The organism is uncultured Campylobacter sp., from assembly GCF_937973075.1.
Taxonomy (GTDB): Bacteria; Campylobacterota; Campylobacteria; order Campylobacterales; family Campylobacteraceae; genus Campylobacter_B.
This window is the reverse complement of the sequence record NZ_CALBWL010000071.1, coordinates 14,450-39,213: the sequence shown is the minus strand read 5'-3', so window position 1 is coordinate 39,213 and position 24,764 is coordinate 14,450. Positions and strand designations below refer to the sequence as shown.

Annotated in this window: 28 protein-coding genes and 2 pseudogenes; 18 read left to right on the top strand and 12 right to left on the bottom strand. The window is 45.4% G+C overall.

Annotation, left to right across the window (positions count from 1 at the left end; all coding sequences use genetic code 11):
* Positions 1–6: 6 nt before the first annotated feature.
* The 5 genes from Q0274_RS10125 to mobB all read right to left on the bottom strand — a co-directional run bounded on the left by Q0274_RS10125 (position 7) and on the right by mobB (position 3,412).
* Entirely contained in the window at positions 7–603 is a 597-nt protein-coding gene (locus Q0274_RS10125; RefSeq protein WP_298029429.1) for a LysE family translocator, read from the bottom strand.
* A gap of 574 nt (positions 604–1,177) precedes the next feature.
* Positions 1,178–1,396, bottom strand: a complete 219-nt coding sequence (locus Q0274_RS10120; RefSeq protein WP_298029428.1) for a hypothetical protein — start codon at positions 1,394–1,396, stop codon at positions 1,178–1,180.
* Between the two features lie 459 nt (positions 1,397–1,855).
* Positions 1,856–2,065, bottom strand: a complete 210-nt coding sequence (locus Q0274_RS10115; protein ID WP_005872202.1) for a hypothetical protein — start codon at positions 2,063–2,065, stop codon at positions 1,856–1,858.
* On the bottom strand, positions 2,065–2,913 hold the full coding sequence (locus tag Q0274_RS10110) for a class 1 fructose-bisphosphatase (protein ID WP_298029426.1): 849 nt from the start codon (positions 2,911–2,913) through the stop codon (positions 2,065–2,067). Before Q0274_RS10110 ends, Q0274_RS10115 begins: the two co-directional genes overlap by 1 nt.
* A 10-nt stretch (positions 2,914–2,923) precedes the next feature.
* A complete protein-coding gene (gene mobB / locus Q0274_RS10105; RefSeq protein ID WP_298029424.1) occupies positions 2,924–3,412 on the bottom strand; it encodes a molybdopterin-guanine dinucleotide biosynthesis protein B in 489 nt (162 codons plus the stop codon).
* 100 nt (positions 3,413–3,512) lie between these two features.
* On the opposite strand from mobB, the gene Q0274_RS10100 reads away from it, so the two are divergent.
* Complete coding sequence (locus Q0274_RS10100) at positions 3,513–4,034, top strand: hypothetical protein (protein WP_298029422.1); 522 nt, start codon at positions 3,513–3,515, stop codon at positions 4,032–4,034.
* Positions 4,035–4,044: 10 nt separating this feature from the next.
* On the top strand, positions 4,045–5,001 hold the full coding sequence (locus Q0274_RS10095) for a hypothetical protein (RefSeq protein WP_298029420.1): 957 nt from the start codon (positions 4,045–4,047) through the stop codon (positions 4,999–5,001).
* Between the two features lie 408 nt (positions 5,002–5,409).
* On the opposite strand, the gene Q0274_RS10090 is transcribed toward Q0274_RS10095, so the two are convergent.
* The 5 genes from Q0274_RS10090 to gltX all read right to left on the bottom strand — a co-directional run bounded on the left by Q0274_RS10090 (position 5,410) and on the right by gltX (position 9,189).
* A complete protein-coding gene (locus Q0274_RS10090; RefSeq protein WP_298029418.1) occupies positions 5,410–5,652 on the bottom strand; it encodes a hypothetical protein in 243 nt (80 codons plus the stop codon).
* 94 nt (positions 5,653–5,746) lie between these two features.
* Complete coding sequence (locus tag Q0274_RS10085; protein WP_298029416.1) at positions 5,747–5,887, bottom strand: hypothetical protein; 141 nt, start codon at positions 5,885–5,887, stop codon at positions 5,747–5,749.
* Between the two features lie 41 nt (positions 5,888–5,928).
* Positions 5,929–7,593: a lytic transglycosylase domain-containing protein gene (locus Q0274_RS10080; RefSeq protein WP_298029415.1), complete on the bottom strand. Its 1,665-nt coding sequence runs from the start codon at positions 7,591–7,593 to the stop codon at positions 5,929–5,931.
* Positions 7,590–7,886 carry a YggT family protein gene (locus tag Q0274_RS10075; protein WP_297883309.1) on the bottom strand — a complete coding sequence of 99 codons (297 nt, stop codon included), beginning with the start codon at positions 7,884–7,886 and terminating at the stop codon, positions 7,590–7,592. Before Q0274_RS10075 ends, Q0274_RS10080 begins: the two co-directional genes overlap by 4 nt.
* Entirely contained in the window at positions 7,873–9,189 is a 1,317-nt protein-coding gene (gene gltX / locus Q0274_RS10070; RefSeq protein ID WP_298029413.1) for a glutamate--tRNA ligase, read from the bottom strand. The genes Q0274_RS10075 and gltX overlap by 14 nt, the downstream gene beginning before the upstream one ends.
* A gap of 114 nt (positions 9,190–9,303) precedes the next feature.
* On the opposite strand from gltX, the gene mscL reads away from it, so the two are divergent.
* The 10 genes from mscL (at position 9,304) to Q0274_RS10020 (ending at position 19,120) form a co-directional block, all read left to right on the top strand.
* Complete coding sequence (gene mscL / locus Q0274_RS10065) at positions 9,304–9,708, top strand: large-conductance mechanosensitive channel protein MscL (protein WP_297897758.1); 405 nt, start codon at positions 9,304–9,306, stop codon at positions 9,706–9,708.
* Positions 9,709–9,717: 9 nt separating this feature from the next.
* Entirely contained in the window at positions 9,718–10,356 is a 639-nt protein-coding gene (locus tag Q0274_RS10060; protein WP_297897755.1) for a Crp/Fnr family transcriptional regulator, read from the top strand.
* Positions 10,357–10,359: 3 nt separating this feature from the next.
* Positions 10,360–11,487, top strand: a complete 1,128-nt coding sequence (locus Q0274_RS10055) for a metallophosphoesterase (RefSeq protein ID WP_298029411.1) — start codon at positions 10,360–10,362, stop codon at positions 11,485–11,487.
* Complete coding sequence (gene asd, locus Q0274_RS10050) at positions 11,488–12,489, top strand: archaetidylserine decarboxylase (protein WP_297897751.1); 1,002 nt, start codon at positions 11,488–11,490, stop codon at positions 12,487–12,489.
* Between the two features lie 82 nt (positions 12,490–12,571).
* The gene (locus Q0274_RS10045) at positions 12,572–13,045 is read left to right on the top strand and encodes a prepilin-type N-terminal cleavage/methylation domain-containing protein (protein ID WP_298029409.1); all 474 of its coding nucleotides are present in this window, start codon (positions 12,572–12,574) and stop codon (positions 13,043–13,045) included.
* Between the two features lie 4 nt (positions 13,046–13,049).
* Complete coding sequence (priA, locus tag Q0274_RS10040) at positions 13,050–15,440, top strand: primosomal protein N' (RefSeq protein ID WP_298029407.1); 2,391 nt, start codon at positions 13,050–13,052, stop codon at positions 15,438–15,440.
* Between the two features lie 119 nt (positions 15,441–15,559).
* Entirely contained in the window at positions 15,560–16,483 is a 924-nt protein-coding gene (locus Q0274_RS10035; protein WP_298029406.1) for a hypothetical protein, read from the top strand.
* Between the two features lie 282 nt (positions 16,484–16,765).
* Positions 16,766–17,314, top strand: a complete 549-nt coding sequence (locus Q0274_RS10030) for a hypothetical protein (RefSeq protein ID WP_298029404.1) — start codon at positions 16,766–16,768, stop codon at positions 17,312–17,314.
* 186 nt (positions 17,315–17,500) lie between these two features.
* A complete protein-coding gene (locus Q0274_RS10025) occupies positions 17,501–18,301 on the top strand; it encodes a hypothetical protein (RefSeq protein ID WP_298029402.1) in 801 nt (266 codons plus the stop codon).
* A gap of 12 nt (positions 18,302–18,313) precedes the next feature.
* Positions 18,314–19,120: a hypothetical protein gene (locus Q0274_RS10020; protein WP_298029401.1), complete on the top strand. Its 807-nt coding sequence runs from the start codon at positions 18,314–18,316 to the stop codon at positions 19,118–19,120.
* Positions 19,121–19,285: 165 nt separating this feature from the next.
* On the opposite strand, the pseudogene ybeY (Q0274_RS10015) reads toward Q0274_RS10020, so the two are convergent.
* Positions 19,286–19,518 (bottom strand): annotated as a pseudogene (ybeY, locus tag Q0274_RS10015) (rRNA maturation RNase YbeY); the annotation flags it as partial.
* Between the two features lie 600 nt (positions 19,519–20,118).
* Between ybeY (Q0274_RS10015) and Q0274_RS10010 the strand changes: the two are divergent.
* Entirely contained in the window at positions 20,119–20,688 is a 570-nt protein-coding gene (locus Q0274_RS10010) for a hypothetical protein (protein WP_298029399.1), read from the top strand.
* Between the two features lie 218 nt (positions 20,689–20,906).
* Here Q0274_RS10010 and ybeY (Q0274_RS10005) read toward each other — a convergent pair whose 3' ends face one another.
* On the bottom strand, positions 20,907–21,536 hold the full coding sequence (gene ybeY, locus Q0274_RS10005; RefSeq protein WP_298029397.1) for an rRNA maturation RNase YbeY: 630 nt from the start codon (positions 21,534–21,536) through the stop codon (positions 20,907–20,909).
* Positions 21,537–21,590: 54 nt separating this feature from the next.
* On the opposite strand from ybeY (Q0274_RS10005), the pseudogene Q0274_RS10000 reads away from it, so the two are divergent.
* The 5 genes and pseudogenes from Q0274_RS10000 to Q0274_RS09980 all read left to right on the top strand — a co-directional run.
* Positions 21,591–21,857: pseudogene (locus Q0274_RS10000) on the top strand (7-cyano-7-deazaguanine synthase); the annotation flags it as partial.
* A 21-nt stretch (positions 21,858–21,878) separates the two neighbouring features.
* Positions 21,879–22,847 carry a 7-cyano-7-deazaguanine synthase gene (locus Q0274_RS09995; protein WP_298029441.1) on the top strand — a complete coding sequence of 323 codons (969 nt, stop codon included), beginning with the start codon at positions 21,879–21,881 and terminating at the stop codon, positions 22,845–22,847.
* Positions 22,848–23,193: 346 nt separating this feature from the next.
* Entirely contained in the window at positions 23,194–23,421 is a 228-nt protein-coding gene (locus tag Q0274_RS09990; protein ID WP_298029395.1) for a hypothetical protein, read from the top strand.
* Between the two features lie 216 nt (positions 23,422–23,637).
* Entirely contained in the window at positions 23,638–24,102 is a 465-nt protein-coding gene (locus tag Q0274_RS09985) for a hypothetical protein (RefSeq protein WP_298029393.1), read from the top strand.
* Position 24,103: 1 nt separating this feature from the next.
* On the top strand, positions 24,104–24,586 hold the full coding sequence (locus Q0274_RS09980; protein WP_298029391.1) for a hypothetical protein: 483 nt from the start codon (positions 24,104–24,106) through the stop codon (positions 24,584–24,586).
* Positions 24,587–24,764: the final 178 nt, after the last annotated feature.

The following is a 24,764-nucleotide window of genomic DNA, read 5'->3' as shown; positions in this document are numbered from 1 at the left end:
TTTGGTTTAAATTTTAGCAAAAATTATAGCGTATAAAAGCTTTAGTGCAAAAAATACCAAAATAAATGCCGAGATATATGCAAACGCCCGCACTACAATGTTTGGAAGCTTGCTGCGGGCTAGATATATCGCAAGCGGAAAAAGCGTGATCCAAGCTAAGATTCCGCTTACAAGCCCCGCAAGAGCAAGCGCAAAATCTGCTCGCGCGGTGCCGGCAGAGACGCTGAGCCAAAACATAATGACGTATGGATTTAGTAAATTTATCAAAAAGCCTTTGCCGTAAAGCGCCGCGCCTGAGCAAGCCTCGACGCTTGCAGGTTGCACCGAGCTAGCCGCACCATGCCAGATCTTGTACGCCGTGTAGAGCAAAAAGCACGCGCCAAATACCGATATGCAGGCAAAAACGATCGGGATTTTGGCTAACTGCGATATGCCGAATGCCGATAGCGCCAGATATAGCATGTCCGCGCTCATGGCGCCGAGGCCCAAGCACAGCGCCTTGGTGTAGCTTCGCAGCGCGTAGGACATTATCAGCACGTTTACCGGGCCGATCGGCACGCTAACGCCTAGGCCCATCAAAACCCCTTGTACGAACGGCTGCATCCCTCTGCTTACATCCCCCAAATCTGCTCAAAAATTTCAACGCGCGGCGCTGCGAAAAAACCTATGGACGTGGCTTTGCGAATAGACCAGCCTGAAATTTCGCGCGACCGCCGATCGGTTTTAAATTTAACGCAAACGCCGCTATACGCGCCTTAACTTTGAAATTTTAAAGCGAGCGTCATAGCGAGCTCGGCTCTACAATTTTTGACGTATGCACTTGCATGCGCCTCGGCTTTGAAATTTTAACGAGCGCTTCACATACACGCTCAGTCGCAAAATTTCAATATGAGCATTATGTGCTTGAAATTTATACGAGCATTCGTGCGGTGGACCCGCTCACTAGACTTCAAATTTAGTTTTTAAATTTTAACGCATGGATCGCGATTTAAATTTGCGTTTTAAATTTACGGCTCGAATTTTGTGAGGCAAAATTTGCCGTTTTGCTGAGCCGCTAAGTTTGCGAGCCAAATTTCGCAAGGCAAAATTTAAACCGGCGAAAGATCGGTGACGAACGGCGGCTCGCGCAAGTCGGTAAGTTTTAGTCACGTAAATTTAAAGATCGCGGCGATAAAATTTAACCCGTCGAAATTTTGCTTTGCGGATTTTGGGCATTTGCATATCCACGCTTATAAATCGCAGCCGAAATTTTACGAAGCGAAATTTCGCGCCTTAAAATTTTATCCGTAAATTTTAAAAACTCAACGAAGGATACGCTCTTCCGATCTCGCCGTTCCGCCTGTCTTAAAATTTTATCCACAAATTTTAAAAATCCGACCGCGGAGCCCGAGATCAACGTTTGTCCGCTTCAATTAGCCGCGCGCCGAATTAACCGTATGTGCGCTTTAAATTTAGCCATGCACTCACAATTTAGCCGCACGCCCGTAATTTGGCTACGCTCGCAATTTAAATTTTATCGGCTGCCCCAAAACCTGGCCCGCAAAACAGATGCGCCACAGAGCATATCTCGCCGCGACGCCAAATCGCGCCGTAAATTTTATCGTTTCGCAGCGGAGCAAATTTTACACTGCAAAGCAAGAACCTGCGCGCCGCTGGATTAAATCTGCGCCGCAGAGCGAATTCCGCGCCGCAGAGCGAATTCCGCGCCGCAGAGCGAATTCCGCGCCGCAGCTTGGTTTGCAGAGATCTTGCGCGCAAAGCTCGCTTTGCAAAACCCCACGACGCAAGAGGAAGGCGGTAGTATATTTATTACCCGAATTCCTAAAAATCCCTCGTCGCGTCGCAATAGCTAAATTTAAAACGAAAAATCCCCCGTCGCGCCGTGCGACATGCTCTCATAAACCGCCTTGACGTATTTGTCGCGCACCGCGCAGTCTAGCAGCTTCTCGCACTCCAGGCAGCTGGTGAGGTTGTGCTCCGCCTGGCACGCTTGCAGAGCGGCTAAGCTTTTATCCAAAATTTCGTCATAAACGTCGCGCGGCGCGGCGACCTCGGTATCCGCCATCAGTTTTTACCACCGTAAATTTCATGCATCTTCGCGATCTCGTACTTCGAGCCGAAAAAGCAAGGGCTGCTTTGATGGATCTTTTCGATTTTAAGCTGCAAAAGCGAGCCGTTTTCGCCGTCGCTGGTGGCGCCTCCGGCGCGCTCGAATATGAATGCAAACGGCAGCACTTCGAAGGTTACGCGAAGCTTACCGCGCGGATGATCGCTAGTAGCGGGGTAGCTGAAAAGTCCGCCGCCTTTTAATAAAATTTGATGCAGGTCGCTTACCATCGCGCCGCTGTATCGCAGGCGGTAGCCCTCATCAAACAGCGTGCGCACAAGCTTTCGGTGCGGCTCATTCCAACCCTTTTGCGTCGCGCCCGTGGCGTTTAGTTTGCCTTTTTGCTGTAGGCGCAGGTCTTTTACGAAGCTAAATTTGCCCTCGCGATTTAGGCGGTATAGCTTCGGCGCGTCCTCGCAAACGACCATCTCAAGGCGCGGTCCGTAGATGCAATAGATCGCCGCTTTTAAGCTTGCGGGCGAAATTTCATCCTCGTAGATGCCGAATATCGAGCCCACGGCGAAATTTACATCCACCAAGCTCGAGCCGTCGAGCGGATCGTAGGCAACGATTAGGCGCGCGTCTTTTCGAAGCTCCAGCGCCTCCTCTTTCTCCTCGCTGATTAGGGCGCGTACGAGCGGATTTTTGCGAAATTCCGCCTCGATTATGGCGTCGCTTTTTACATCGAGTTTGAGCTGCGTATCGCCCGTGCTGTTGTGATGATCGGTGTAGCCGAAGTCAGCGTATTTCAGCTCCTCGGCGATTTGTAGCGCGATATTTTGGATTGATTTTACGATCTCTTGCATTCTGTTTCCTTTACATTTTTTTGGCGTTTTTTAAGATCCATTCGCTGATACCCGCAGCGTCGTTGATGTCGAAATTTACGCGGCAAAATTTATCCATCTGCTCGCTGCTTAAATTTGAAGCGATCGCGTCCGAAAATGGCAGATACGCCGGATCGATCCTGTCGCGAAACAGGCTTATGCGCGGCAGCGGTAGCGTCTTTAGCCCCTCTACGAGCAGGATATCGAAATCTCCAAGCATCCGCACGACCTCGTCAATCTGCATACAGCGCTGCGAAAAATAGCTCGTCCGCGTAGGGCTCATCACGACGGTCTCGGCGCCGAGCTCGCTAAATTTGGCGCTGTCCTTGCCCTCTACGTCAAAGCGCGCCTTATCGCCAGGATCGTGCTTTACGATCGCAGTTCGCAGTCCGCTAGCGATAAAAATTTTAGCGATCTTGCAAATTAGCGTCGTTTTGCCGCTGTTGGAAGGGCCTGAAAATGCGATAACAAGTCTTTTCATTTTTAAAATCCGGCTTTTTAAGATGAGCAGATTGTAGCGAATTTAGCCTTTTAAAAAGCAAAATTCGTTAAAATGCGCCTAAAATTTCAAAGGAAGATCGATGAAGAAATTTGATTTTAGCGGCGCGCTAAACGGCCTGCTAAAGGGCGCGCTCCTAGCTGCGTTAGCGCTATTTTTAAACTCCTGCTCCGCAAACGATCCCCGTCACGATCCGCTTAAAAACGAGTTTTTGGCCTACACGCAAAAATTTGAATCGGTGCGCGCGGGCGATCGATATTTAAGCGTCGCTACATATCTAAATCCCATCGCGCCCGAGCTTAGAAACGCCGCTGGAGACGAGGTGTTTTTGCTCACCTCCTATCCTAAAGAGATTCAGATCCGCGCGGTGCAGATCAACGGCGCAAACGCAAACGTAGTGCCACTGAGCGACGGCGATCCGCTTTTGCAAAAGGAGCTTTTTAAGATCGCGTGGGCGAGCCGCTACAAGATCACCGCGCCTAAGAGCGATAAGGACGAGCTGGTGCTTAGCTACCGCACCTCAAATGATCTGGGCGCCACGATGAAATTTCGTAAAGTTTCAAAGTCGCTGTATTGGCAGCCGCAGATCGATCTGAAAGATTAAAGGAGAGAGGGTGGGTTACGACATAAGCTACCATGCGATCGGCAAAGATGAAATTTCGCAGTGGTATTTTAAGCCGCTAAAGCTCGCGCAGAGGGGAGATTTTGAGGCTATCGCCCAAATCGCTCGCGAAGCGGGGGTGGATGAATTTTACGCAGAAAAATACGCGGATGGCTTCCGCTCGGCGCTGCAGTACGGCACGCAGGGGATTTTTAATAAAACGCACGGATTTCACCTTGCCGTGGCGCAGGGCTATTTTAGAGAGTATTTTTACACGCGCGGCACGGCGTTTAGCTTTTTGGCGGAGCAAAGCTCTAAATTTAAACCCTACATAAGCGATTGGCACGAGGTTTTGCCGGCGGAATTTCTAGCGGAATTTAGCGGGCAAATTCACAACGAGATCGTCGAAAACTACTGCTGCGGCGCGTATCTAAATGCCGATAACGTGCAGAAGCTGCTGCGCGATTATGAAGCGGACGGCGAGATAAAAGAGGCGATAGATGAGTTTTACGCGCAGAATTTGCCCGTATTTTTAAAGGCGCTAAATTTGGCTCGCGAGCTTGAAGTAGGGCTGCTTGAGGCTACCGAGGTGGTTGAGCCCAATCCGATTGATCTTAATAGGTCCGAGTCGTTTTCAAATCTTTTTAATTGCGATACTCAGGGCGCGCTGATCTACGCGGAAATCGCCGCACGGCAGATCGGCGAGGCGATAGGGTGCATCAAGGCAGTCGGAGGCGTTAGGATGGTCAGAGAGAATTTTACCTTGCGCGGCGCCAATGCGACGGGCGCCGGCAGTGCAATGGAAGCGGACGGCGGCGCAATTAAGGCAAGCGGCGAGAATTCCGTCCCGTGCAGCGGCGATACGATAGAAGACGGCAGTGAGAATTCCGCCGCGGAAGATCATGAAGACGAAACCTCCGCAGGCGGTGAGAAGTCGCTTTTTGGCAAGATCAAAGGGCTTTTTAAATAGCAATTTGATCGCTAAATTTTATTCCGCCGAAGCTCGCGCGGAGCGCGGAGTTAAGATTGTAAAATTAAATCATCTTGCGCTCGCGAGCTCTGCGCCGCGCGGTTAATTTAGCTAAAACGGCGCAGTCGGCAAGCGCAAATTTAAAATTTAAAACTTGCCGAAATTTTAAAACAGCGGCTTGCATATCTGAAGTTACGAAATTTTAAAGCGTCGCAAATGGGCCGCAAAAGAGGCTAAATTTAAACCCGCCGCAGCCTTTGCGTCGGGTAAGCTGTAGATAGTTTATCTGTTTAAATTTCATAGCAGAAAGCGCCCGATTTTGATTTCACACCACTTAAAATTCTACGCTCGGGCGCTAATTTAATCGCTCACAGAACGCCGCGATAAAATTTCAATGAATTTTGAATTTTAAAGCTCGTCGCCCCAGAAATAAAGCTCGAAAAAAGCAAGCGCAAAGATAAAAAAGACTATTAGCGCCGCGCCGCCCGCTCGGGTGTAGCTATCGTCTCCTACGCCGAATTGCATGCAATACGCAAACGCCATAAAAAACAGGCAAGCCGCTAAATTTGCGGAGCGTTTCTTTTCGTCTTTAAACGACGATACGCACAAAACGGCGGCTACTATGAGAACTGCGGTCGCGATAATTTGCATGGCGTGCGGCCTTTCGTGTAGGGCAGAAATAACCTTTGGCTAGCATCAAGAGATAAAATTTTGTCACTGAAACCAAAATAAATTCCGCACGATTTTATAGCACATTCCTACTCGCGCGGTAAAATTTCGCCGTTTCGATCTGCCCGTCTAAGCCCTTAGCGGGCAAATTTTGCGCTTTTGTTGAGGCGGCTTTTAAAATTCCTCGCTCGCCGCATTTGAAAATTATCTTTTGCACTCGCCGCTTTTTAAAATCATCCTCCGAACCCGCCGTTAGCTTTAGCGAAAGTTATCGCTGTGAGAGGGGATCAGTAGATCTTGTAGCTCCTGTTGCACCGAGACTTTCGCGCGCGGATCTAGGATCTGCGAGTAGATGATGAAGTTTGCGAGTACCTTTTTACCGTAGTCCCTGCTCTCGGCATACGGCACGAGCTCCATACTAAGCCACGGCTCAAATTTGCCCTTATTAAACATATCGCCGCGCTGAAGCATCTTTTTGACGAGCCCGAGCCCGCCGTTGTAAGCGTATGCGATGAAAACCGGGCTATAAATTTTGCGCTCCAGCCAGTCGATATGGATGTTAGCGAAGCGGTAGGCGACTTCCGGACGGAACATATCGTCTTGATCGAAGCCGTCGATTTTGAGTTGCTTTTTGCCGATCTCGTTAGCCAAAAACGGCATAAATTGCATCATTCCAAGTGCATACGACGTAGATACCGATGCGGGCACGAAGCGGCTTTCTTGGCGTGCGAGTGCCAAAATTAGCGCCTTGCGGCGATTGTCACCGTCACCGATGTATTCCATAAACGGCGTCGGATAGAAGTTGTCCTTGCCGCCGCTTGCTTTATTCATGATGTATGAGTACTCGCCGATGCTTTGCTTGGTGTCGAATTTTTTTGCAAATTCTAAAAGCTGCTCGCGAGACATTCTATCGGCGCTATTTTTCGTGCGAACCCAAGCGAAAGGATCGGTGATATCGTAGCCTTCGATGGAATTTTTAGCAGGGTTTGGGATGATGATGTTTAAATTCCTATCCCCTAAGACCTCCTTAGCATAAAGCGCGTAGAGGCTGTAATAATCGCTGCTAGCAAGCTGGTGCAAGACGTTTTGATCTCCATTTAGCAGGTAGATCCAAAATTTCGCATTGTGCACGTCGTGAGGCTTCTCAAAGCTCGCTGCTGCGCGGCTAAAAAATGCAAGCGCAGCCCCTTCATCGCCCTGCATTACGGCATTTACGCCCAGCATAAACGCTACGTCCTTCTCCGCGGTTAGCGGATCGACGCCCGTGAGCGAGCGGCGCAAGTGCGGGTATTTGCGGTTGATTAGCGCGTCGTTGAGAACCGCTTTGAAGCCTTTTTGCGAAGCCAGTTCGCTTACGAAGGCTGCGTCGGCGTCGATGTCGATTAGAGCGTCTTTGCCCGCACCTTTTAAGTAGTCGTAATATAAAAAGTAGTTTTGCGCGTTGCGGCTCTGCATAAAATACTCGCTCGGATTTTCGTCGTTAAATCCGCGCAGTAAATTTACGGCGTTTCTACTTGCCGCGTCTTGGTAGCTTTGTAGCTGCGAAGCGAGCGTCTCGCGTACCGACGGGCTTAGCTTGGCGATGAAATTTGGATAGGAGCGCGCCTTTTTGCAGGTTAAATTTGCATCTAAAATATTCGCCGCCGTTACTCCTGCGCAGCGATCCGGACGCTTAGGAGGGCGAATGGCGCCGAAAATTCTATCTAGCTTCTCTTTTAGTTTGCCTTTGTAGCGAAAGATACTTTGTTTTAAAATTTTAATCTCCGCTTTGTTGTATTTCGTCTCATCTATTAGGCGATAGATGTAATAGTCCTTGGCTAGGGATTTTGGCTCGTTTTTGATCTCCTCGTAGCTTAAAATTTTACCGCTACTTACGGCGCACAGCAGTCCTAAAACAAGGCTAAATTTCAGAAATATTTTCAAATGACCGTCCTATTGATGATATAGATTATCGCGCTATCAAAGAAGTTAAGCACGAGTAGGATAAGAAGCGGCGAAAGATCAAATCCGCCGAAAGTCGTAGGCAGATAGCGGCGCACCAATGCAAACGCAGGCTCCGTAAGCGCAGAGATCGCGCGGACGATTTTATAAAATTTACCGAACGGATTTGGGCGGATGAAACTCAAAACGCAGGCGACGAAAATTAGCATCATATAAGCTTGAATCACGTAGTGAATACTCACTAAAATGCCGTAAAATACGCTATTTAGTAGCATCGAGTATCTCCTTTAAATCGGCGCAGATCAGCGGATACAGCTCGCTAAGCTCCGGCCCGTGCGGCGCGCCGGCCAGTAAAAACCTAAGCGGCATAAACAGGCTCTTGCCTTTTAAATTTGTAGCCTGCGAAAGCGCCGCTTTGAAATCATTAAATTCCGCGCTTGCGCCGTTTGAGCTTAATAAATTTAAGATCGCCTCTCGTAGCGCCTGCGCCTGCGTCGCCCACTCCTGTGGGATATCTTTCGCGCCGTAGATCGCTGCGATCTTTTCTTTGATCTGCGGAATAAGGCTCGCTTCTTGAGTGTAAAATTTTATCAAAGGCGCAAATTTCGGCTCAAGCTCAAAAAGCTCCGCTAGGCGCTGCTCGCTCGCTCTTTTGATATGCTCGCGGTTTATAAAGGCGAGTTTGTCCTCGTCAAATTTAGCCGGGCTTTTTGAAATTTTAGCGATGTCGAAAAACTCCACCGCCTCATCCATACTAAAGACCTCGCGCGGCGTTTTGTTGCCCAGCAGGATCAGATAGTTCGCGATCGCCTCGGGTAGGTAGCCGCTTTGAAGCAGCCATTTTACCGAGGAGCTATCCTCGCGCTTGCTCATCTTTTTGCCTTCGGAATTTAATATGATCGGCAGGTGAGCGTATTTGATCTCGCCGTCGTAGCCGAGGCTTTGGCGGATCCAGTTTTGCTTCGGGGTGTTTGATACGTGATCTTCGCCGCGGATTACGAAGCTCACCCCCTGCATCATATCGTCGCAGGCGCAGGCGAAGTTATAAGTTGGCGTCTTGTCCGCGCGCATAATGACGAAGCTGTCGATATTCTGCGGCTCAAATGTGATACGACCTTTGATCGCGTCGGTAAATTCCAGCGCGTGATCAGGCTTTTTAAGGCGAATAGTAAAGGGCTTCTCGCTGCTTAGAACTTCTTCGTCGCTTAAATGCTCGCAGTGCCCGTCGTAGCGATACGCCTCTCCCGCGTCTTTGGCGGCTTGCTTTTTCGCCTCAAGCTCCTCCTCGCTACAAAAACAGCAAAACGCCTTTTTCTCGGCGAGCAGCTTGGCAGCAAACTGCTGATGAAATTTTAAATTTTTGCTTTGATAATACAGGCTCTGCCATTCAATGCCGAAGCGCTTTAAAATTTCGATGATCTCTTGATCTTTGCCTTCGATATTGCGCGCAGTGTCGGTATCCTCGATGCGTAAAATAAAGCCGCTTTTATCCTGCAGCGAGCAGATATAGTTAAAAATAGCCGCGCGTAAATTTCCGATATGCATATCGCCGGTGGGCGACGGAGCGAAGCGATACAATTTAGGTCCTTTGGGTTTAAATTTAAGCTGGGATTATACTTTTTACTTCCTGATAAAAAGCAAAAACAAAGCAAAAATAGGCTAATATCGGCGCATTTTATTTAAGGAGACAATATGAGTTTCATTCAGGAATTCAAAGAATTTGCAATGAAAGGCAACGTCATCGATATGGCGGTGGGCGTCGTCATCGGCGGGGCTTTCGGCAAGATCGTAACCTCGCTCGTAAGCGACATCATGATGCCGGTTTTAGGACTTCTTACGGGAGGCATGAATTTTACCGATCTTAAGATCGTGCTAAAAGAAGCGGTGGGGCAGACCCCGGCCGTTACGATAAACTACGGCTCGTTTATCCAAGTAACGGTCGATTTTATAATCATCGCGTTTTGTATATTCTGCGCGATCAAGGCGATCAATAAGCTTAAAAAGCCTGCCGAGCCTGCGCCAGAGCCTGCCGCACCTGCCGAGCCTAGCGAAGAGATTAAACTTCTTACCGAGATAAGAGACCTGCTTAAAAAATAGGTCGCGGCGATGCTTGAGAGAATTCCTTATTTTAAAGCTCTAAGCACAGCGCAAATCAATCGTTTGGAGCAGATTAGCATCCATAAAAGCTACAAAAAGGGCGAAATTTTGTTTTTCGAGGGCGAGCGCTCGCAGTATCTATTAATCCTGCTAAAAGGGATTTTAAAAATCTATAAAACCTCCGCAAAGGGGCGTGAGATCCATATGCGCGAGATCCGCCCCATCTCGCTCGTGGCGGAGATGGTAAATTTCGAAGAGACGAGCTATCCTGCAAGCGGCGTGTTTTCGACAAACGGCGAGGTGCTAAAGATCGATTATGAAAAATTTAAAAACGAGTTTATGAGCGATCCAAAGATTTGCCTGGAGCTTTTAAAATCGATGTCTGAGAAGATCCGTGCGCTAAATGCGGTCTTTGATAATCAAGTCGTGCTTAACTGCGACGGCAAGATCGCTAAGTTTATCAGCGAGAATTTTGATATTTTCATGAGCACGAAATACACCAGAATAGCTAAAATTCTAAATGTCACCCCCGAGACATTCTCGCGCACGATCACTAAATTTAAAAAGAGCGGTGCGCTAATTTTGGACGATAAGCAAGAAATCACGGGCTTTGATAAAGATAAGCTGGATGAGTATATCCAAGGCTAGAGTTTGAAAAGCGCCTATATTTTTCCGATCGTCGGCACCGTTTTATTTCTGTTTTTTAATCTTTACGTCTACAGATCGATCAGCGCGCGCTTTACGCCATATAAAGGCTTCGCTACGTTTCGCCCTGCCCTGATTTTGCTTTGCGTAGCTTTAGCGATTTTAGATGCGATATTTTTTGTGGGTTTTGGGCTTAATGGAAGCTTTAAAAACGAGCTACTCTATAAACTATGTGTATTTTGCATGGCGGCGTCCTTTTCGCTCTTTTTTATCTGCCTTGCTTACGATGTGCTAAGCGCAGCCGCGCATGTGGTTAAATTTAGCGAAAACAGGCGGAAATTTTTAAAAACCTTTATAGACGTAACCTTTGTAATAATGGCGTTTAGCTATATTTTTAAGGGGCTTTATAATGCACTAAAAATTCCAAAAATCACCGAGCGCGAAATAAAAATCAAAAACTTAGCTCGCGAGCTAAGTTTTGCCGTCATCTCGGACGTGCATCTGGGTGAGTTTTTGAAAAAGGAATTTTTGCAAGGCGTCGTAGCGCAGATAAACTCGCTAAATTATGACGCGCTGCTGATCGTGGGCGATATGTTTGATCTACGCTCGGATGAACTCGGGGATATTTTGCAGCCCCTTGAGGCGATTAAAAAACCTATCTTTTTCGTCACGGGCAACCACGAGTATTACCGCGGCGACGCAAGCGGACTTATCGCGGCGATGCAAAAAGCGGGCGTGCGCGTGCTGCAAAACGAAAGCGTGGAATTTGAGGGGCTAAATTTAATGGGCGTGCACGATCTTAGCGGCTTTCGCTTCGGATACATGCAGCCCGATCTAAACGCTGCGCTAGCGCAGGCAAACCCCGATAAACCAAAAATTTTACTCGCGCATCAGCCCAAATACGTCGTGGACTTCGTGCGCGACGAGGTCGATCTGTGTATCTGCGGGCACACGCACGCGGGGCAAATTTTTCCGTGGACGCTTTTGGTGCTGCTTAGCCAGAAGTATCTTTACGGGCTGTATAACGACGGGCTGAAGCAAATTTACGTAAGCAGCGGCGTAGGGTTTTGGGGCCCGCCGATAAGGGTCTTTGCCGATGCAGAGATCGCGCTGCTTAAGCTTAGAAAGGCATAGATGAGAAGTTTTATTTCGAGGATTTTTGGGGTTATCGCCGCGGTAAAATTCCCCAAATTTATACAAAATTTTATCAACCGCAAATATGTAGAATTTTTTAAAATCGATATGAGCGAATTTGATCCGCCGCAAAGCTACGTGAGCCTAAACGCGCTTTTTACCCGCCGCTTGCTGTGTCCGCGCGAGATAGCGACGGACGAGCGAGCCTTCATAAGCCCTAGCGACGGCGTGATCTTTGAGAGCGGATGCTGCGCCGATATGCGAGCTTTTAGCGTAAAAGGCTGCGAATACAGCCTTAGCGAGCTGCTGGGGCGCACGTTTACGGCAAGCGAAAGCGGCGGAGCGGTTAAAAATTTAGATGACGGGGCGGGCGCCGCGCAAGTGAAAATCATAAGCGGCGAAAACGGCGCAACTTATGTCGCGAGCGGCGTGCGAGCTGAAATTTATAGCGATAAAAGCGGTGCGAACCGCGAAACGAGCGCAGAGGACGCCCAAGGCGGCGAAAATACAAAGGGCGTAAATTTAAGCTACGCAAACATCTATCTAAGTCCGCGCGATTATCATCATTATCACGCGCCGTGCGATCTAAGCGTGCTGCAGGCGCTTTACATACCCGCTGATCTCTACAGCGTGGCGAAGAAATTTTTACTTAAGATTCCAAACCTCTACGCCAAAAACGAGCGCGTAATTTTGAAGTGCAAAATGCCTAGCCGCGGGATTTTGTGGATGGTTTTCGTGGGTGCTTTAAACGTCGGCAAGATGAGATTTGATTTCGATGCGCGAATACAAACGAATGCATGCGCAAGTAGAGCTGAGGCGCTTTACGAATATGAAAATTTAAACTTCAAAAAGGGCGATCATTTGGGAAATTTTGAGCTGGGCTCGACGATCGTACTTGTAGCGCAAAGCGAGTTTTTGAAATTTGAAACCCCGACTGATACGTCCGTAAAATTCGGACAAAAAATCGCAGAATTTAATGAAATTTCACAAAATTCCATTTAAAATGCAGGATTTTTTCTTTAACTAAAATTAATTTTATTTAAATTTGGCTATAATCATCTTACTTTAAATCAAAGGATTTAACATGAAAAATTTAAAAGCTTTTACGATGATAGAGCTTGTTTTCGTCATCGTCGTTTTAGGTATTTTGGCGGGCATCGCGGTGCCTAGATTAGCCGCTACGCGCGATGATGCTACGATCGCTAAGATGCGTGGGGATATCGCTGCTATTAGAAGCGGACTTTCTCTAGTTAGAAGCGAGAATATGATGAGGGGCGTGACTACGTGGCCTGCTTTGGAGGGTTCAGACAATGCCACTCTTTTTGAAGGCGTTTTGCAGCAACCTATCTATCCTATGAAAGATGGCGGTAGGAACGGCTGGACTTTGGTTACGAACGGCAATGCCAATGCAACATCTACATATATCGCTAGAGTGGCAGGAAAAAGAACTACTTTTGATTACTATCCGACATCGGCTTTGGCTACGGCAGCGGGTAGAAACGTAGGCTCATTTGACTGCGATCACAAAGACGAGCTTTGCCAATCTTTAGCTCAATAGCTAAATGCTCTATTATGAAGTTGCGGTTTTGGGCGCTAGCCTAAAGCCGCTTACTTATAGTTCAAATTTTAAAATCCCAACTTATCAAATCGTATCCGTTCCCGTAAAATCAAGTGTCAAATCCGCCGTGATCCTGCGCGAGGTTGCAAAGCCGAGCTTCAAAACTAAGGAAATTTTAGAGATTTCGCAGCTTAAATTTAGCCCGTTTCAGATCGCACTTGCAAATTTTATCGCGCGTTATTATGTTTGCGAAAAGGGCGTTGCATTTGGGATTTTCGAGCCTGCAAGCGAGACGACGCAGGATTTGCGGAATTCGCAGGAGGATCCCACTACCGAGCGGAATTACGCTTGCAAGCAAATTCCCGTTAGTGAGTTGGTCTTAGCTTGCAAGCAAACTTCTACCCGCGAACAAAATTTTATTTCCGAGCAGAATTCCATCACCGCACAAAATTCTGCTTTTGACGGGAATTTTAGTGCCACACAAAATTTCGCCGTAGTTCAAAACCCCGCTTCAATGTCGTTATCTCCGCTTCAAATAGGTAAAATTCCAAACCTCACCCCCGCGCAGGAGCAAGCGCGTAAATTTGCTGAAGCCAACGAGACGTCGCTTATTTTCGGCGATACGGGCAGCGGCAAGAGCGAAATTTATATCGCACTGATCGCGCAGGCGCTCGCTGCGGGCAAGCAGGCGCTGTTTTTGATGCCAGAAATCTCGCTCACGCCGCAGATGACGAAGCGGCTACAAAGCTATTTCGGCGAGCGGCTCGGCGTCTGGCACTCCAAAATTTCGCCCAAAAAAAAGCGTGAAATTCTAGCGAAATTTAACGCAGGCGAGATCCGGCTCATCGCGGGTGCCCGCTCGGCGCTGTTGTTGCCCTTTAGCGATCTGGGCCTCATCGTCGTGGACGAGGAGCACGACGACAGCTATAAATCAGCCGCCGCGCCGCGTCTAAATGCCCGCGACGCCGCAATTTTCGTCGGCAAAAAGCTTGGCATACGCGTGGTTTTGGGCTCCGCGACGCCAGCGCTTAGCACCTACGCGAAGCAGCCGCATTTCCGCCTGCGCGGCACCTATTTTAGCAGCGCCAAGCGCTTCATTTTCGACGAGAGCGAGACGGGGCTGAGTCCTAAAATTTTAACCGAGATCGAGCGTAGCCTCAAAGCCGGCAAGCAGGCGGTCGTGTTTTTGCCGACGCGCGCGAACTACAAATATATGGTCTGCGAAAACTGCGGGCAGATCGTGCGCTGTCCGTTTTGCGCCGTCGGGATGAGCTATCACGCGGACGCTGCGGCGCTGAAGTGCCATTACTGCGGCTTTAGCACGTTTTACAGGGCGTCTTGCGAAAACTGCGGCGGCGAAGTGATGCAGGCGCGCAAGATCGGCACCGGCGAGCTTGCCGCACAGCTTGCGGCGCGTTTTCCAAGCGCCCGCATCGCAAAATTTGATCGCGACGAGATCACCACGCAGAGCAAGCTCGAGGCACTGCTAAATAACTTTAACGCCCATAAAATCGACATTTTGGTAGGCACGCAGATGCTTAGTAAGGGGCACGATTACCACGGCGTGGATCTTGCGGTGATAATGGGGATCGACGAGCATCTGAGCTATCCCGATTTTAGGGCGCGCGAAAAGACGCTGGCGCTTGCGATGCAGGTGGCTGGCCGCGCGGGTCGCTCGGGGCAGGGTAGGGTCGTCATACAGACGCGCCAGAGCGGCTTTTTTAGGAATTATATCGAAAACTACGATGATTTTTTGCGCGACGAGGCTGAGTTTCGCGAGGGGCTTTATCCGCCGTATATGCGGCTTTTGCGCGTGCTGGTCTCGCACAAAAATGAAGAGGCGGCGAGCGAGATAATGAACGTGGCGCTTGAGCTTTTGCGCCGCAAACAGGCGAGAAGTAGCGCGTTTGTATCGCATGATGGGCTGGACGCGAGGAGAGCAAATTTAAGCGCTTTAAATTTGCAAAATTCTGCGCAGCAGGGCGGCAAGCAAATATCAAATTTTAAATTTCAAAGCTCGGATCTGCACGCGGGCGATGTAAATTTAGGCTCTCAAAAAAACGCTTCAAATTTAAAAAATACCGCGCAAATTTCAGCTTGCGACGGAGGCGCCGATAGCGTAAATTTAAAGCCTGAAAGAAAGAGCACTGCGCAAAATTTTATAAATTTAAAAACCGAAAATCTTGCCGAAAATTCCGCACAGTATTTGAAAGAGAAGGCGAGCGAGAGCTTCGAGATCATCGGCTACGGCAAGGCGGGTATCGCCTATATCGCGTCGAAATTTCGTTTTGAAATTCTGCTGCGCGCCAGCTCGCACATGCCGCTGATCAACGCCGCGCGCGCGCTTGAGCATCTGCCCGTCGAGATCGATATGGACCCCGTAAACTTCGGCTAGACGGAGCTTTTAAAATTCGAGCGAAATTTTATTCGTCGCGGACGCTTTTTTGCAGCGTTTGTTTGCGGAACGGGCTAAAAAAGAGTGGCAAAATTTCGGGCAAAATTTAAGGAGACGATTTGAGCGATAATTTAGATGAGCTAAGAGAGGCCTTGCGCAGAAGGCGCGCGAAGGCGTCTTGCGGATCGCAGACGGATAGTGATAAGCCTGATGCTTGCGATCTGAATTTAAAACGGGATTTAAAACTAGATGGCTCGGAGCTTGCAGATGATAGCGCAGAAACATATACCGACAAGGACGCGAGCCTTTCGAGCAAGGATAATACCATAATCATAGATTATGACAGAGCCCCATTAATCATCACGGATCATCTTTATCGCGATTACATTAAATATCAGTTCCCTGCGATGTGCTGCGTATTTTTAATATTTTTGTTTTTTGCCGTCATCGTGGTAGGGCCGCCCGAGCTAGGCGTATTGCGAATGTTTATTCTAGTGCCCTTACCACTCATAGAGGCGGCTAGACGCGAGGGCGAAGCATATTTCGTGATGACGAACTCTACCGTCGCGTATTATAAAAAGGACGAAATTGTGAAATTTTTTGAGCTACAAAAGATCGGTGCGATGGCGATTAGCTTCGATTGCAGATGGAGTTGGAGGCAGCAAATGCCGTTAGCCCTTAAGATCGTTATCGCCGTTTGGGTTTTACTCGCGCTTAAGTTTGGCGGAGACGACGAAAGCGTGAGTGTTAATATTAGAAATATAGTTTGTATTTTTACTATGGTACTTACCCTGCTTTACGGCTCTAAGATATTTATGCATCTACATAATGACAGCCTCGGATTTTTCGGCATTCACGATCAGCTCGTGCTATATAAAGAAAACGCCAACGTCGATATAATGAATATTTTGATGGCAAACAAAGATGAATACCTGCAGCTACGGGAGTATTTCTTAGCCGTGCTAAACGTCGATATAGACGAGCTACGGCGCACGATGTCGGTTTTCGATGAAAAGATAGAATTTAAGAAATTTAAATTCTAAATCGGCGCGCTTGAGGGTTTGTCCGCAGGAACAAATATAGACTCCGTGTGTTTTGGCTAGGCGTGCAGTTAAGCGAATTTTATTCACATAAATTTTGCTCGCGGGATTTACATGATACGACGATAAATTTTACGTCCCGTCGTTCTTATATCAGATTAAAATCAAAATATAATATCAAATTGCAAATGCGATTTAATCTTAACGGGATATAATAAGTCATCGCTTTTTTTTTGAAAGAGGCGAAACTATTTGCACCGATATAGAATATAGAAAGGCAACGATTTGAAAAAACTACTTAGAAATTTTATGATTTTTGCGGGTTTTATCTTTATGTTATACACCTCCTATTTTCTATATTTTTATTCCAAAAGAGCCGAATATGCGGCTATTTTATTGCAGAAGGCGCTTAGGTATGAAGAGGAATTTTTTACTGAGAAAACACAAAATTTAGACCCGTCTGAGCAAACCAAGCTAAGGCATGAGTTTGAAAAAGAGAAATTAAAACTAGAAAAATATTGCAGCGATGCCATAATAAACGGCGAAAATGGTCATTGCAAGGTTTATTACAACCTCGATTTTGACTATATCTATTTTTACGACGGGCGAAATCAAGATATCGCGCTAGGCTACGACTTTGATAACGAAAGCATCGAATTTTATAAAAAGCTATCAGATCACTATGATTACAAAGGCAAAAAATGCAGGTCGCGCAGGGTGTATAGCGAGCACCATGCGACATTTGCTATTGATAATTTTGAGTATGCGACATTTTGGTTGGGAGATCATGGCGAATTTACCCTAAAAGATCCATATATTCATGAATGTGAATAAAATTGATCGGTAATTTAAACATCGAAAGCCTGCCGTATAGATCGGCGGTATATGCATAAATTCATATTTGTGCGGATACGATAATGTATTTTATACTTTAGATTAAGTAATTATGTTGTATAAGTTTATACAACCGATAACAAAAAACGCTTTTAAGATTCCAAAGGCCCATTTAAGGAGCGAGGGATGCAAATACGTGCTTTTATTTTAGCGATCTTGTTTGCCGTATCGTTCGCAAAAGCGGACGATATAAAGCATCCATCGGTGCCATGGCAACTGGAACCTATTTTATGGAAAATTCAAGATAAAAAAGTTGTAAGAAAAGCCCTCCACGAACCTATGATTCGGGGTGCAACTACCTTTAATGGCAAGAGTTTTTATTTTTTTACGATAGAAGATAATGCAACGCTCAAAAAAGAGTATGAAGAGCATTTATCAAAAGAAAGAGACTTCTGCAATGACTTTTACGACGATCTGTTCAAGTGGAAAAATATAAATATAATCAAACCTCTGGTTTTTGATACGACGGATTACAATAACCCAGTTTTAAAGAAAAATATGGGCGATTGCTGGTATATGGATATGAATAAAACGATTAGAGACGGCTTTACGGGGAGAGGATTTACATTGTATAAATTTGATAATAAGCTTTTGTATATTATGATTTACAAAACTACTTCTTATATATATCAGACGGATGATTTCGCAAATCTTGCTTACATTTTAGATCCCAAAAAGTGCAGTGAAATCACAAAAGATCCTAGTGGCAAGGCAAATTTGGAGAGTTTAAAAAACATTATATATAAACCGCGCATGTTTTATGCCGAGCCGATACGCTATAAAGATACGGATTATCTACTTTTCATAGATTTCGACAATACGCATAGCGGTCAATTGCTCAATGTCGCAATCAGGAAATTTAAAGACGGTATTTTACAAATGCCTGTTTGTAGCAATTCGTATTTAAACACCAAGCTTTATCAATAGGAGCAGTTAGTTATGCGGATTCATATTTTTATCTTAATGATCGTATTCGCACTATTTGCGAATGCATACGATGCGAGCGATACAGAAATTCCTTTTGATTTAAAAATAGCTTTATGGAAGGCTCACGATAAGAAAATAGTCAGAAGCAATGCTTCCGGTATGATAGAAGGAGAAACCACTTTCAATGGAAAGACCGTTAGCTTTTGGCAAATAGATAGAAATACAACGCTCAAAAAAGAATATGAAGAGCATTTATCAAAAGAAAGAGACTTCTGCAACGACTTTTACAATGATTTGTTTGAATGGAAAAATATAAATATAATCAAACCTCTGGTTTTTGATACGACGGATTACAATAACCCAGTTTTAAAGAAAAATATGGGCGATTGCTGGTATATGGATATGAATAAAACGATTAGGGACGGCTTTATCGGGAGAGGATTTACGTTATATAAATTTGATAATAAGCTTTTGTATATTATGACATATAGAGATTTTCGGTTATACGAGATGTCTTTTGCAAATTTTATGTATATTCTAGATCCGCAAGAATGCAGTAAGATCGCAAAAGATCTTTCAAGCGATTCATATCATAGCAGGGCAGATTTTGAGGATTATCAAAATAAAATTGAAAGAAACACCCTGATTTATTTTGGACCGATAAAATATAAGGATAAAGACTATCTGCTTTTTATCGATTCCGTAAATTTAATAAACGGTCTTAAAGCGGTTTCTATTCAAATTAGTAAATTTAAAGACAAAGTTTCGCAAACATCCGTTTGTAGAAATTTGTATTTAAATACGAAAATTTACCATTAACGAGTAAAACATGCAATGCATTCAGTTGCCGTTGATAACTTTGAGCACGCGAAATTTTGGTTGGGAAATCATGGCGAATTTACCCTAAAAGATCCTTTTATCGCCGCGGTTTTGGGCTTGCAGTTTTTGCTCCTCAATCTGCGTTTTTAAAATTTGATTAGAATTTTACGCCGCCGCACATGCCTTGCTCGCCTCTTTTTGATATACAGCGCTTATTCCTCGTCTCCTTCCGGTTCGCACGATCAGGCTTTTTGGAAGGCGAAATTTCTCGATGATCTCGCATTCCTTGCGCGCATCTGCCCGTCGTCGCTCTCGTGATCGTAACCTAGCACGTGCAGCAAGCCATGCGTAAAAAGCAGCGCCGTCTCGTCATCCCTGCCATGCCCTAGCTGCACGGCATCAAAATATCGCTAAGCCTAAAGATATATAAAATAGATAGCGAGTAGAATAAATTTAGGCTCGGAAAGGAGTATTTTTATTATAAACTAAAACCCGTGTTTGCAGGCATAAAGAATTTACGCTCCATGTATATGCAAACAAGTAATTTATATAGGTGAGAAACACTATGGCACAAGTAGTGCTACAATCGCTTGCATACCCCTACAAAAGGGCATATATAAGGTAGAATTAGAGAATTTACGAGATTTGCCTATTTTTCGAATGTAGAAATTTATTTTACTACGAAAGATAGCGGTCTTAAATATTAAGAGGGCTGCAAGAAAAGGTATTTGATAATTGCGATGTAGAAGCTAGTTCGTACAAACCTTTATTTCTAGGCTTTTTATTTCGCGTTTGTAATAAAAATATTAAGCAGCATTTAATCCGCCGCACAATACAATATATCGTAAATATCATTTGAAATTTAATGAAAATGCAGTTAGATTTTGTGCGCCCATTCGCACTTTGCGGATATCGAGGGTAGCCGTTAAGTCTAATTACCGAACTTGCGATAGCGTGCGCTTTTTGGGCTACCATCTATGTTTATCTAAAGGAACACAATGAAAAATCCGCTTCGTTACGTGGATTATTGTAATGATCTAATCAAATTCGGCTTTGCCAAAAAGCATAATTTTTTAGCAATGATTGCCATGTTTTCTATGGTTTTTATGCCTATATGTTTTTTGGCTGCTTATGCAGTTGCACCTAGTGAGAAGTCCTTGCGGAATCCATATATTTTTTCCGGAACAGTAGAGAAATTTTCCAGATTTCATAGTTATAAAAGCGGTAATGGTTGCAAGATATCCGTAGCGGGAAATGGCAAAATCTTTTCTTGGGAATTTATCGACTTTCATATTGATACAAATAAATACGACTATCAAGAAAAATACTTTTGTGATTTTATATTTAGTAGATACATTAATAATAAATGCGTAATCTTAAAAATGATAAATCTTCATATCGTAGAATTTGGAGATTGTGATAATAAAGTAATCATCGAAGTTGATCTTAGGCAAAATTTCTTTGAACAAAAACTCTTTTTATTCAGCGGAATTATCTTGGCGCTAGTTTTATTTTTTACATTTTTTCAACTAAATAAAGCATATAAAAATTCATTAAAAGGGGCATAAATATGTCGTATAATGTTTCCGCAATGTCTGATGCGATAAGAATTCTACTTAAAAATACGCGCAGGAATTCATTCTGCTAACGTCAAATAAACTTTTTCAATATATATCGCAAAATTTTTCTCACTCATGCCTCGACACTTCAAATTTATTGCTCGAATATAAACTTTACTTCGTGATCCATATAGAGCTTACCGCGCAGCTTGCTATCCTCGCGGCGCTTACTCCCTACTTCCCTCCGTTCGCACGATCAGGCTTTTTGGAAGGCGAAATTTCTCGATGATCTCGCACTCCTTGGCGCGCATCTGCCCGTCGTCGCTTTCGTGGTCGTAACCTAGCACGTGTAGCATTCCGTGCGTAAAAAGCAGCGCCGTCTCGTCATCCCTACCGTGCCCTAGCTGTGCGGCTTTCAGCTCTACGAGGTCTAAATTTATCACGACCGAGCCGAGTAGCGCGGGGGCGAAATTTCCGCCGTCAAAATTCTCATTCTTTAAATTTTTGTCGTTAGGACTTTCGCCCTCGGAATTTTCAGAATTTATAGTATTAGAATTTTTGCTCGCAGAATTTGCGGCGCTTGTATTTTCACTAGCGGAATTCGCAGCGTTTAGAATTTTATCGTCGCTATTTTCATGCGCGGAATTTTCCTTGCTCAAATCCTCGCCGAAGCCCGCAAACGCCGCAGGATCGAGCGGGAAACTCAGCACGTCGGTCGTCTTATCGATGCCGCGCGTTTGCGCATTTAGCTGCCGCATCTCCTCGCCGCGCACGAAAATTAGCTCGACGCTCCCGCCGCCCAGCTCCGCCGCGATAGCGTCCAAAATTTCGGGATATGGCTGCTCGCAAAGTATCATTTTTACCCCTCTTTTATAAAATTTTCGTATAATTTTAGCAAAAAAAGGACGAAAATGAGAGCTTTATGCGTGATCAGCGGCGGCATGGACAGCGCGACCTGCGCCTATATCGCGAAGCGCGAAGGTTACGAGATCGTGGCGTTGCATTTTGATTATAATCAGCGCACGATGGGCAAGGAGCGCGAGTGCTTCGGTAAAATTTGCGACGATTTGAGGGTCGAAAAGAGGTTCGTTTTAGACGCTCGCTTCATCGCGCAAATTGGCGGCAGCGCCCTTACGGACGGCGCTTTGTCGATCAGAAAAGGTGCTGCAGAGCTTTGCGGCGCGGCAAATTCCGTTGGGATGAAATTTAATGCCGCAAATTCTAACGCAAGCGACGGGGTAAAATCTGCGGGCGCTAAATTTAACGCCGTTGAACTCTGTGCGCAAGCTGCTGACGACCTTCGCAAAACAGCTTGTGATTTAGAGCGAGTCGCAGCTTGCGACGGAAGCGGCGTTGAAATTTTGGTACCGAACAGCAGCGCGGATAACTCTTTTGGCGCGGACTACCGCGTTTGTTCCGTAGAGGGCTCTTTCGATGTGGACCGAAACGGCGTTTGCGCTGCGAGTGCTTTCCTCGGTGCAAATTTGACGCAAAGTGATGCCGACGAGCCGTTGCGGAAAGATAAAATTTCATCGCAAAGGGACGATGAGCTTTCGCCGCAAGGCGGTAAAATTTTAGCCTGCGACGACAAAATTTCATCACAGCGCAGCAAAATTCTGGTTCAAGAAGGTAAAATTTCACTTCAAAGCGGAGCCGAGTCGCAGCAGGGCGATAAAATTTTATCGAAGCGCGCAGAGGGTGAAATTTCATCGCAAAGCCAAAGCGATAAAATTCCGCCGCAAGGCGGCGAGAGCGTGTTTTCGGATCTGCCGAGCACCTACGTGCCGTTTCGCAACGGCGTATTTTTGAGCATCGCCGCCGCGCTCGCCGAGAAGGAGCGCTGCGACGCGATTTTCATCGGCGTGGTGCAGGAGGACAGTAGCGGCTACCCCGACTGCAGCGCGGGCTTCATCGGCGCGTTTGAGCGAGCGCTCGATCTGGGTACGAGCCGCGACTTTTATCCGCGCATCAAAACCCCGCTCGTGCACCTTAGTAAGGCACAGATCGTCTCGCTGGCGCTTGAGATCGGCGTGCCGCTAGAGCTTACGTGGAGCTGCTACGAGCGCGAGGACGCTGCGTGCGGGCTTTGCGACAGCTGCCTGCTGCGGCTTAAAGGCTTTGCGGGCGCCGGCGCGAAAGATAAAATCCCCTACGCGATAGAAACTTAGGCGTGCCGCGGTAAAATTTAACCGCGCCGCGGCGAAATTTAATCGCGACGCGGTTAAATTTTACCGAGCCCGCATAGCGTGTAATCCGCATAGCATTTAAATTTGAAACGCCGCATGATTTGCGGCTAGATTTAAACATGCGGCGGCTTGCACTTTGGCGCGCGCCGAGCTGTGGCTGTAAATTTAAACTGCGCTTCGGAATTTGAAAAATTTTAATGCGAGCGTTGCATGCGGTTTGAGGCGAAAATTAATTATAAATTTAATCCCTACGCTATATTTATTAGCGCATAGGCAAGTATAAACATATCGCGGTATAATCATAGAATCAAATTTTAAGGAGTAGGAAATGGCATTTGAAAATGCGATCATCACGAAAGAGGATGATGAGAAGTACGGGTTGAGCAAAATTTTTTATCAATTTAACCCCATTTATAAAACCTTACCCGATGGAAAATCGTGGGTCGTCGATAGAAATGCAGATTGCTGGCTTATGGAAACTAAATTTTTTCAAGATCCGGAATACGATCATGCATATCTTAAGAAATCGGTTTGGACTTTATATTATAAAGGATAGATAATAGAGGTTACGCTTGATTATGAAAACAAAATATATCGGATACAGAAAAATTTCATAGAATTTGGAAGCTTTTAGAATTAAAGCCAAAAGAAACTAAATCCCTTTCAAAAAATCAAATACTTATGCTTTTAAATAAAATTTTGAATGTATATGGATATGATGGCGCTTGGGGACAGATTGAAAATTTCACTATGAAATTACAAGATTTAGTTGATGGGAGAGAAAAATAAAATGGCGTTTGAAAATGCAATCATCACCAAAGAGGATGATGAGAAGTACGGGTTGAGCAAAATTTTTTATCAATATAGTCCGTATTATGAAGAACTACCTAGAAATTTTGTTGTTGATAGACAAAAAGATATTTGGTTTCTTTTAATTGAAAGACTACCAAATGAAGGGTATGATTATGGTTATGGGAGCAAAAAGCTATGGAGGCTTTATATTCAAGGAAATAATTTAGATATTATTTTGGACTACGAATATGATCAAGAAGTGGATGGACGCAAATTTCAAAGGGTGTGGAAAATTATCGAGGTAAATGTTATAAATTCTATTATTCCAGATAATGAAGTTATTAAAATATTGAGAGATGTTTTGATTGATTTTAAATTTAGACCAGGCTGGGAGGATAAGGATGATTTTAGTGTAGCGTTAATAGATGTAAGAAAGGAAAAATAAAATGGCGTTTGTTGCGGAATATATTTCTAAAGAGGATATTAAGAAATATGGCGTTATTGACATAGTAAATAGCTCCAGAGCAAATTTTGGTGAACTTCCATTGGGCGATCAACGTATAGAGCAGCTTGATTGGATCATCGATAGGCAGAGGAATATCTGGTTTATCTTTGTGTGTGATCCGCACTTACCAGATCCGCGAGATGGATTTACGGGTGAGGAGATTTATATTTTATGTTATAAGGGCAATGTTATTGAGCTTGATATTAGATGGGTCTATGACGAAACCACAAGTAAAATGCTAGTCGATAATCCGTTTTTTATCAAATATAAGCTAGAAAATATAAATTCTAGTATTGACGGAATTTCATTGGACGAGCTTTATAAAATTTTAAAAGAAGCTCTAGCGGAATATGGCAATCGCGGTATTGATGGTAGAGAAAATTTACCAAAAGAACATGAAGTCGTAACTTTTCTGCACGATTAAGAAAGGATAAAAAATGACTGGTAAACAAGCCGATCAAATTTTAGCAGATACTGCAAGTGGCGAGGACGTGCGCAGCGGTACCGATGGCGGTGCGAGTACGAAAATTTAGCAAAACGCGGCGCGAGCTTTAAACGCGATGTGTAAATTCAAAGCGAATTTTATCCAAAAACCTAACCGT

Bases quoted from the DNA above. Each gene is read 5' to 3' on its own strand.
- Q0274_RS09980 (WP_298029391.1), top strand. From the start codon at position 24,104: ATGGCGTTTGTTGCGGAATATATTTCTAAAGAGGATATTAAGAAATAT.
- Q0274_RS10090 (WP_298029418.1), bottom strand. From the start codon at position 5,652: ATGCAAATTATCGCGACCGCAGTTCTCATAGTAGCCGCCGTTTTGTGC.
- Q0274_RS10020 (WP_298029401.1), top strand. From the start codon at position 18,314: ATGCGGATTCATATTTTTATCTTAATGATCGTATTCGCACTATTTGCG.
- Q0274_RS10025 (WP_298029402.1), top strand. From the start codon at position 17,501: ATGCAAATACGTGCTTTTATTTTAGCGATCTTGTTTGCCGTATCGTTC.
- Q0274_RS10125 (WP_298029429.1), bottom strand. From the start codon at position 603: ATGCAGCCGTTCGTACAAGGGGTTTTGATGGGCCTAGGCGTTAGCGTG.
- Q0274_RS10045 (WP_298029409.1), top strand. From the start codon at position 12,572: ATGAAAAATTTAAAAGCTTTTACGATGATAGAGCTTGTTTTCGTCATC.
- Q0274_RS10075 (WP_297883309.1), bottom strand. From the start codon at position 7,886: ATGCTACTAAATAGCGTATTTTACGGCATTTTAGTGAGTATTCACTAC.
- Q0274_RS10100 (WP_298029422.1), top strand. From the start codon at position 3,513: ATGAAGAAATTTGATTTTAGCGGCGCGCTAAACGGCCTGCTAAAGGGC.
- mscL (WP_297897758.1), top strand. From the start codon at position 9,304: ATGAGTTTCATTCAGGAATTCAAAGAATTTGCAATGAAAGGCAACGTC.
- Q0274_RS10110 (WP_298029426.1), bottom strand. From the start codon at position 2,913: ATGCAAGAGATCGTAAAATCAATCCAAAATATCGCGCTACAAATCGCC.
- Q0274_RS10010 (WP_298029399.1), top strand. From the start codon at position 20,119: ATGAAAAATCCGCTTCGTTACGTGGATTATTGTAATGATCTAATCAAA.
- Q0274_RS09985 (WP_298029393.1), top strand. From the start codon at position 23,638: ATGGGAGAGAAAAATAAAATGGCGTTTGAAAATGCAATCATCACCAAA.
- Q0274_RS09990 (WP_298029395.1), top strand. From the start codon at position 23,194: ATGGCATTTGAAAATGCGATCATCACGAAAGAGGATGATGAGAAGTAC.
- Q0274_RS09995 (WP_298029441.1), top strand. From the start codon at position 21,879: ATGAAATTTAATGCCGCAAATTCTAACGCAAGCGACGGGGTAAAATCT.
- mobB (WP_298029424.1), bottom strand. From the start codon at position 3,412: ATGAAAAGACTTGTTATCGCATTTTCAGGCCCTTCCAACAGCGGCAAA.
- priA (WP_298029407.1), top strand. From the start codon at position 13,050: ATGCTCTATTATGAAGTTGCGGTTTTGGGCGCTAGCCTAAAGCCGCTT.
- ybeY (WP_298029397.1), bottom strand. From the start codon at position 21,536: ATGATACTTTGCGAGCAGCCATATCCCGAAATTTTGGACGCTATCGCG.
- asd (WP_297897751.1), top strand. From the start codon at position 11,488: ATGAGAAGTTTTATTTCGAGGATTTTTGGGGTTATCGCCGCGGTAAAA.
- Q0274_RS10115 (WP_005872202.1), bottom strand. From the start codon at position 2,065: ATGGCGGATACCGAGGTCGCCGCGCCGCGCGACGTTTATGACGAAATT.
- Q0274_RS10060 (WP_297897755.1), top strand. From the start codon at position 9,718: ATGCTTGAGAGAATTCCTTATTTTAAAGCTCTAAGCACAGCGCAAATC.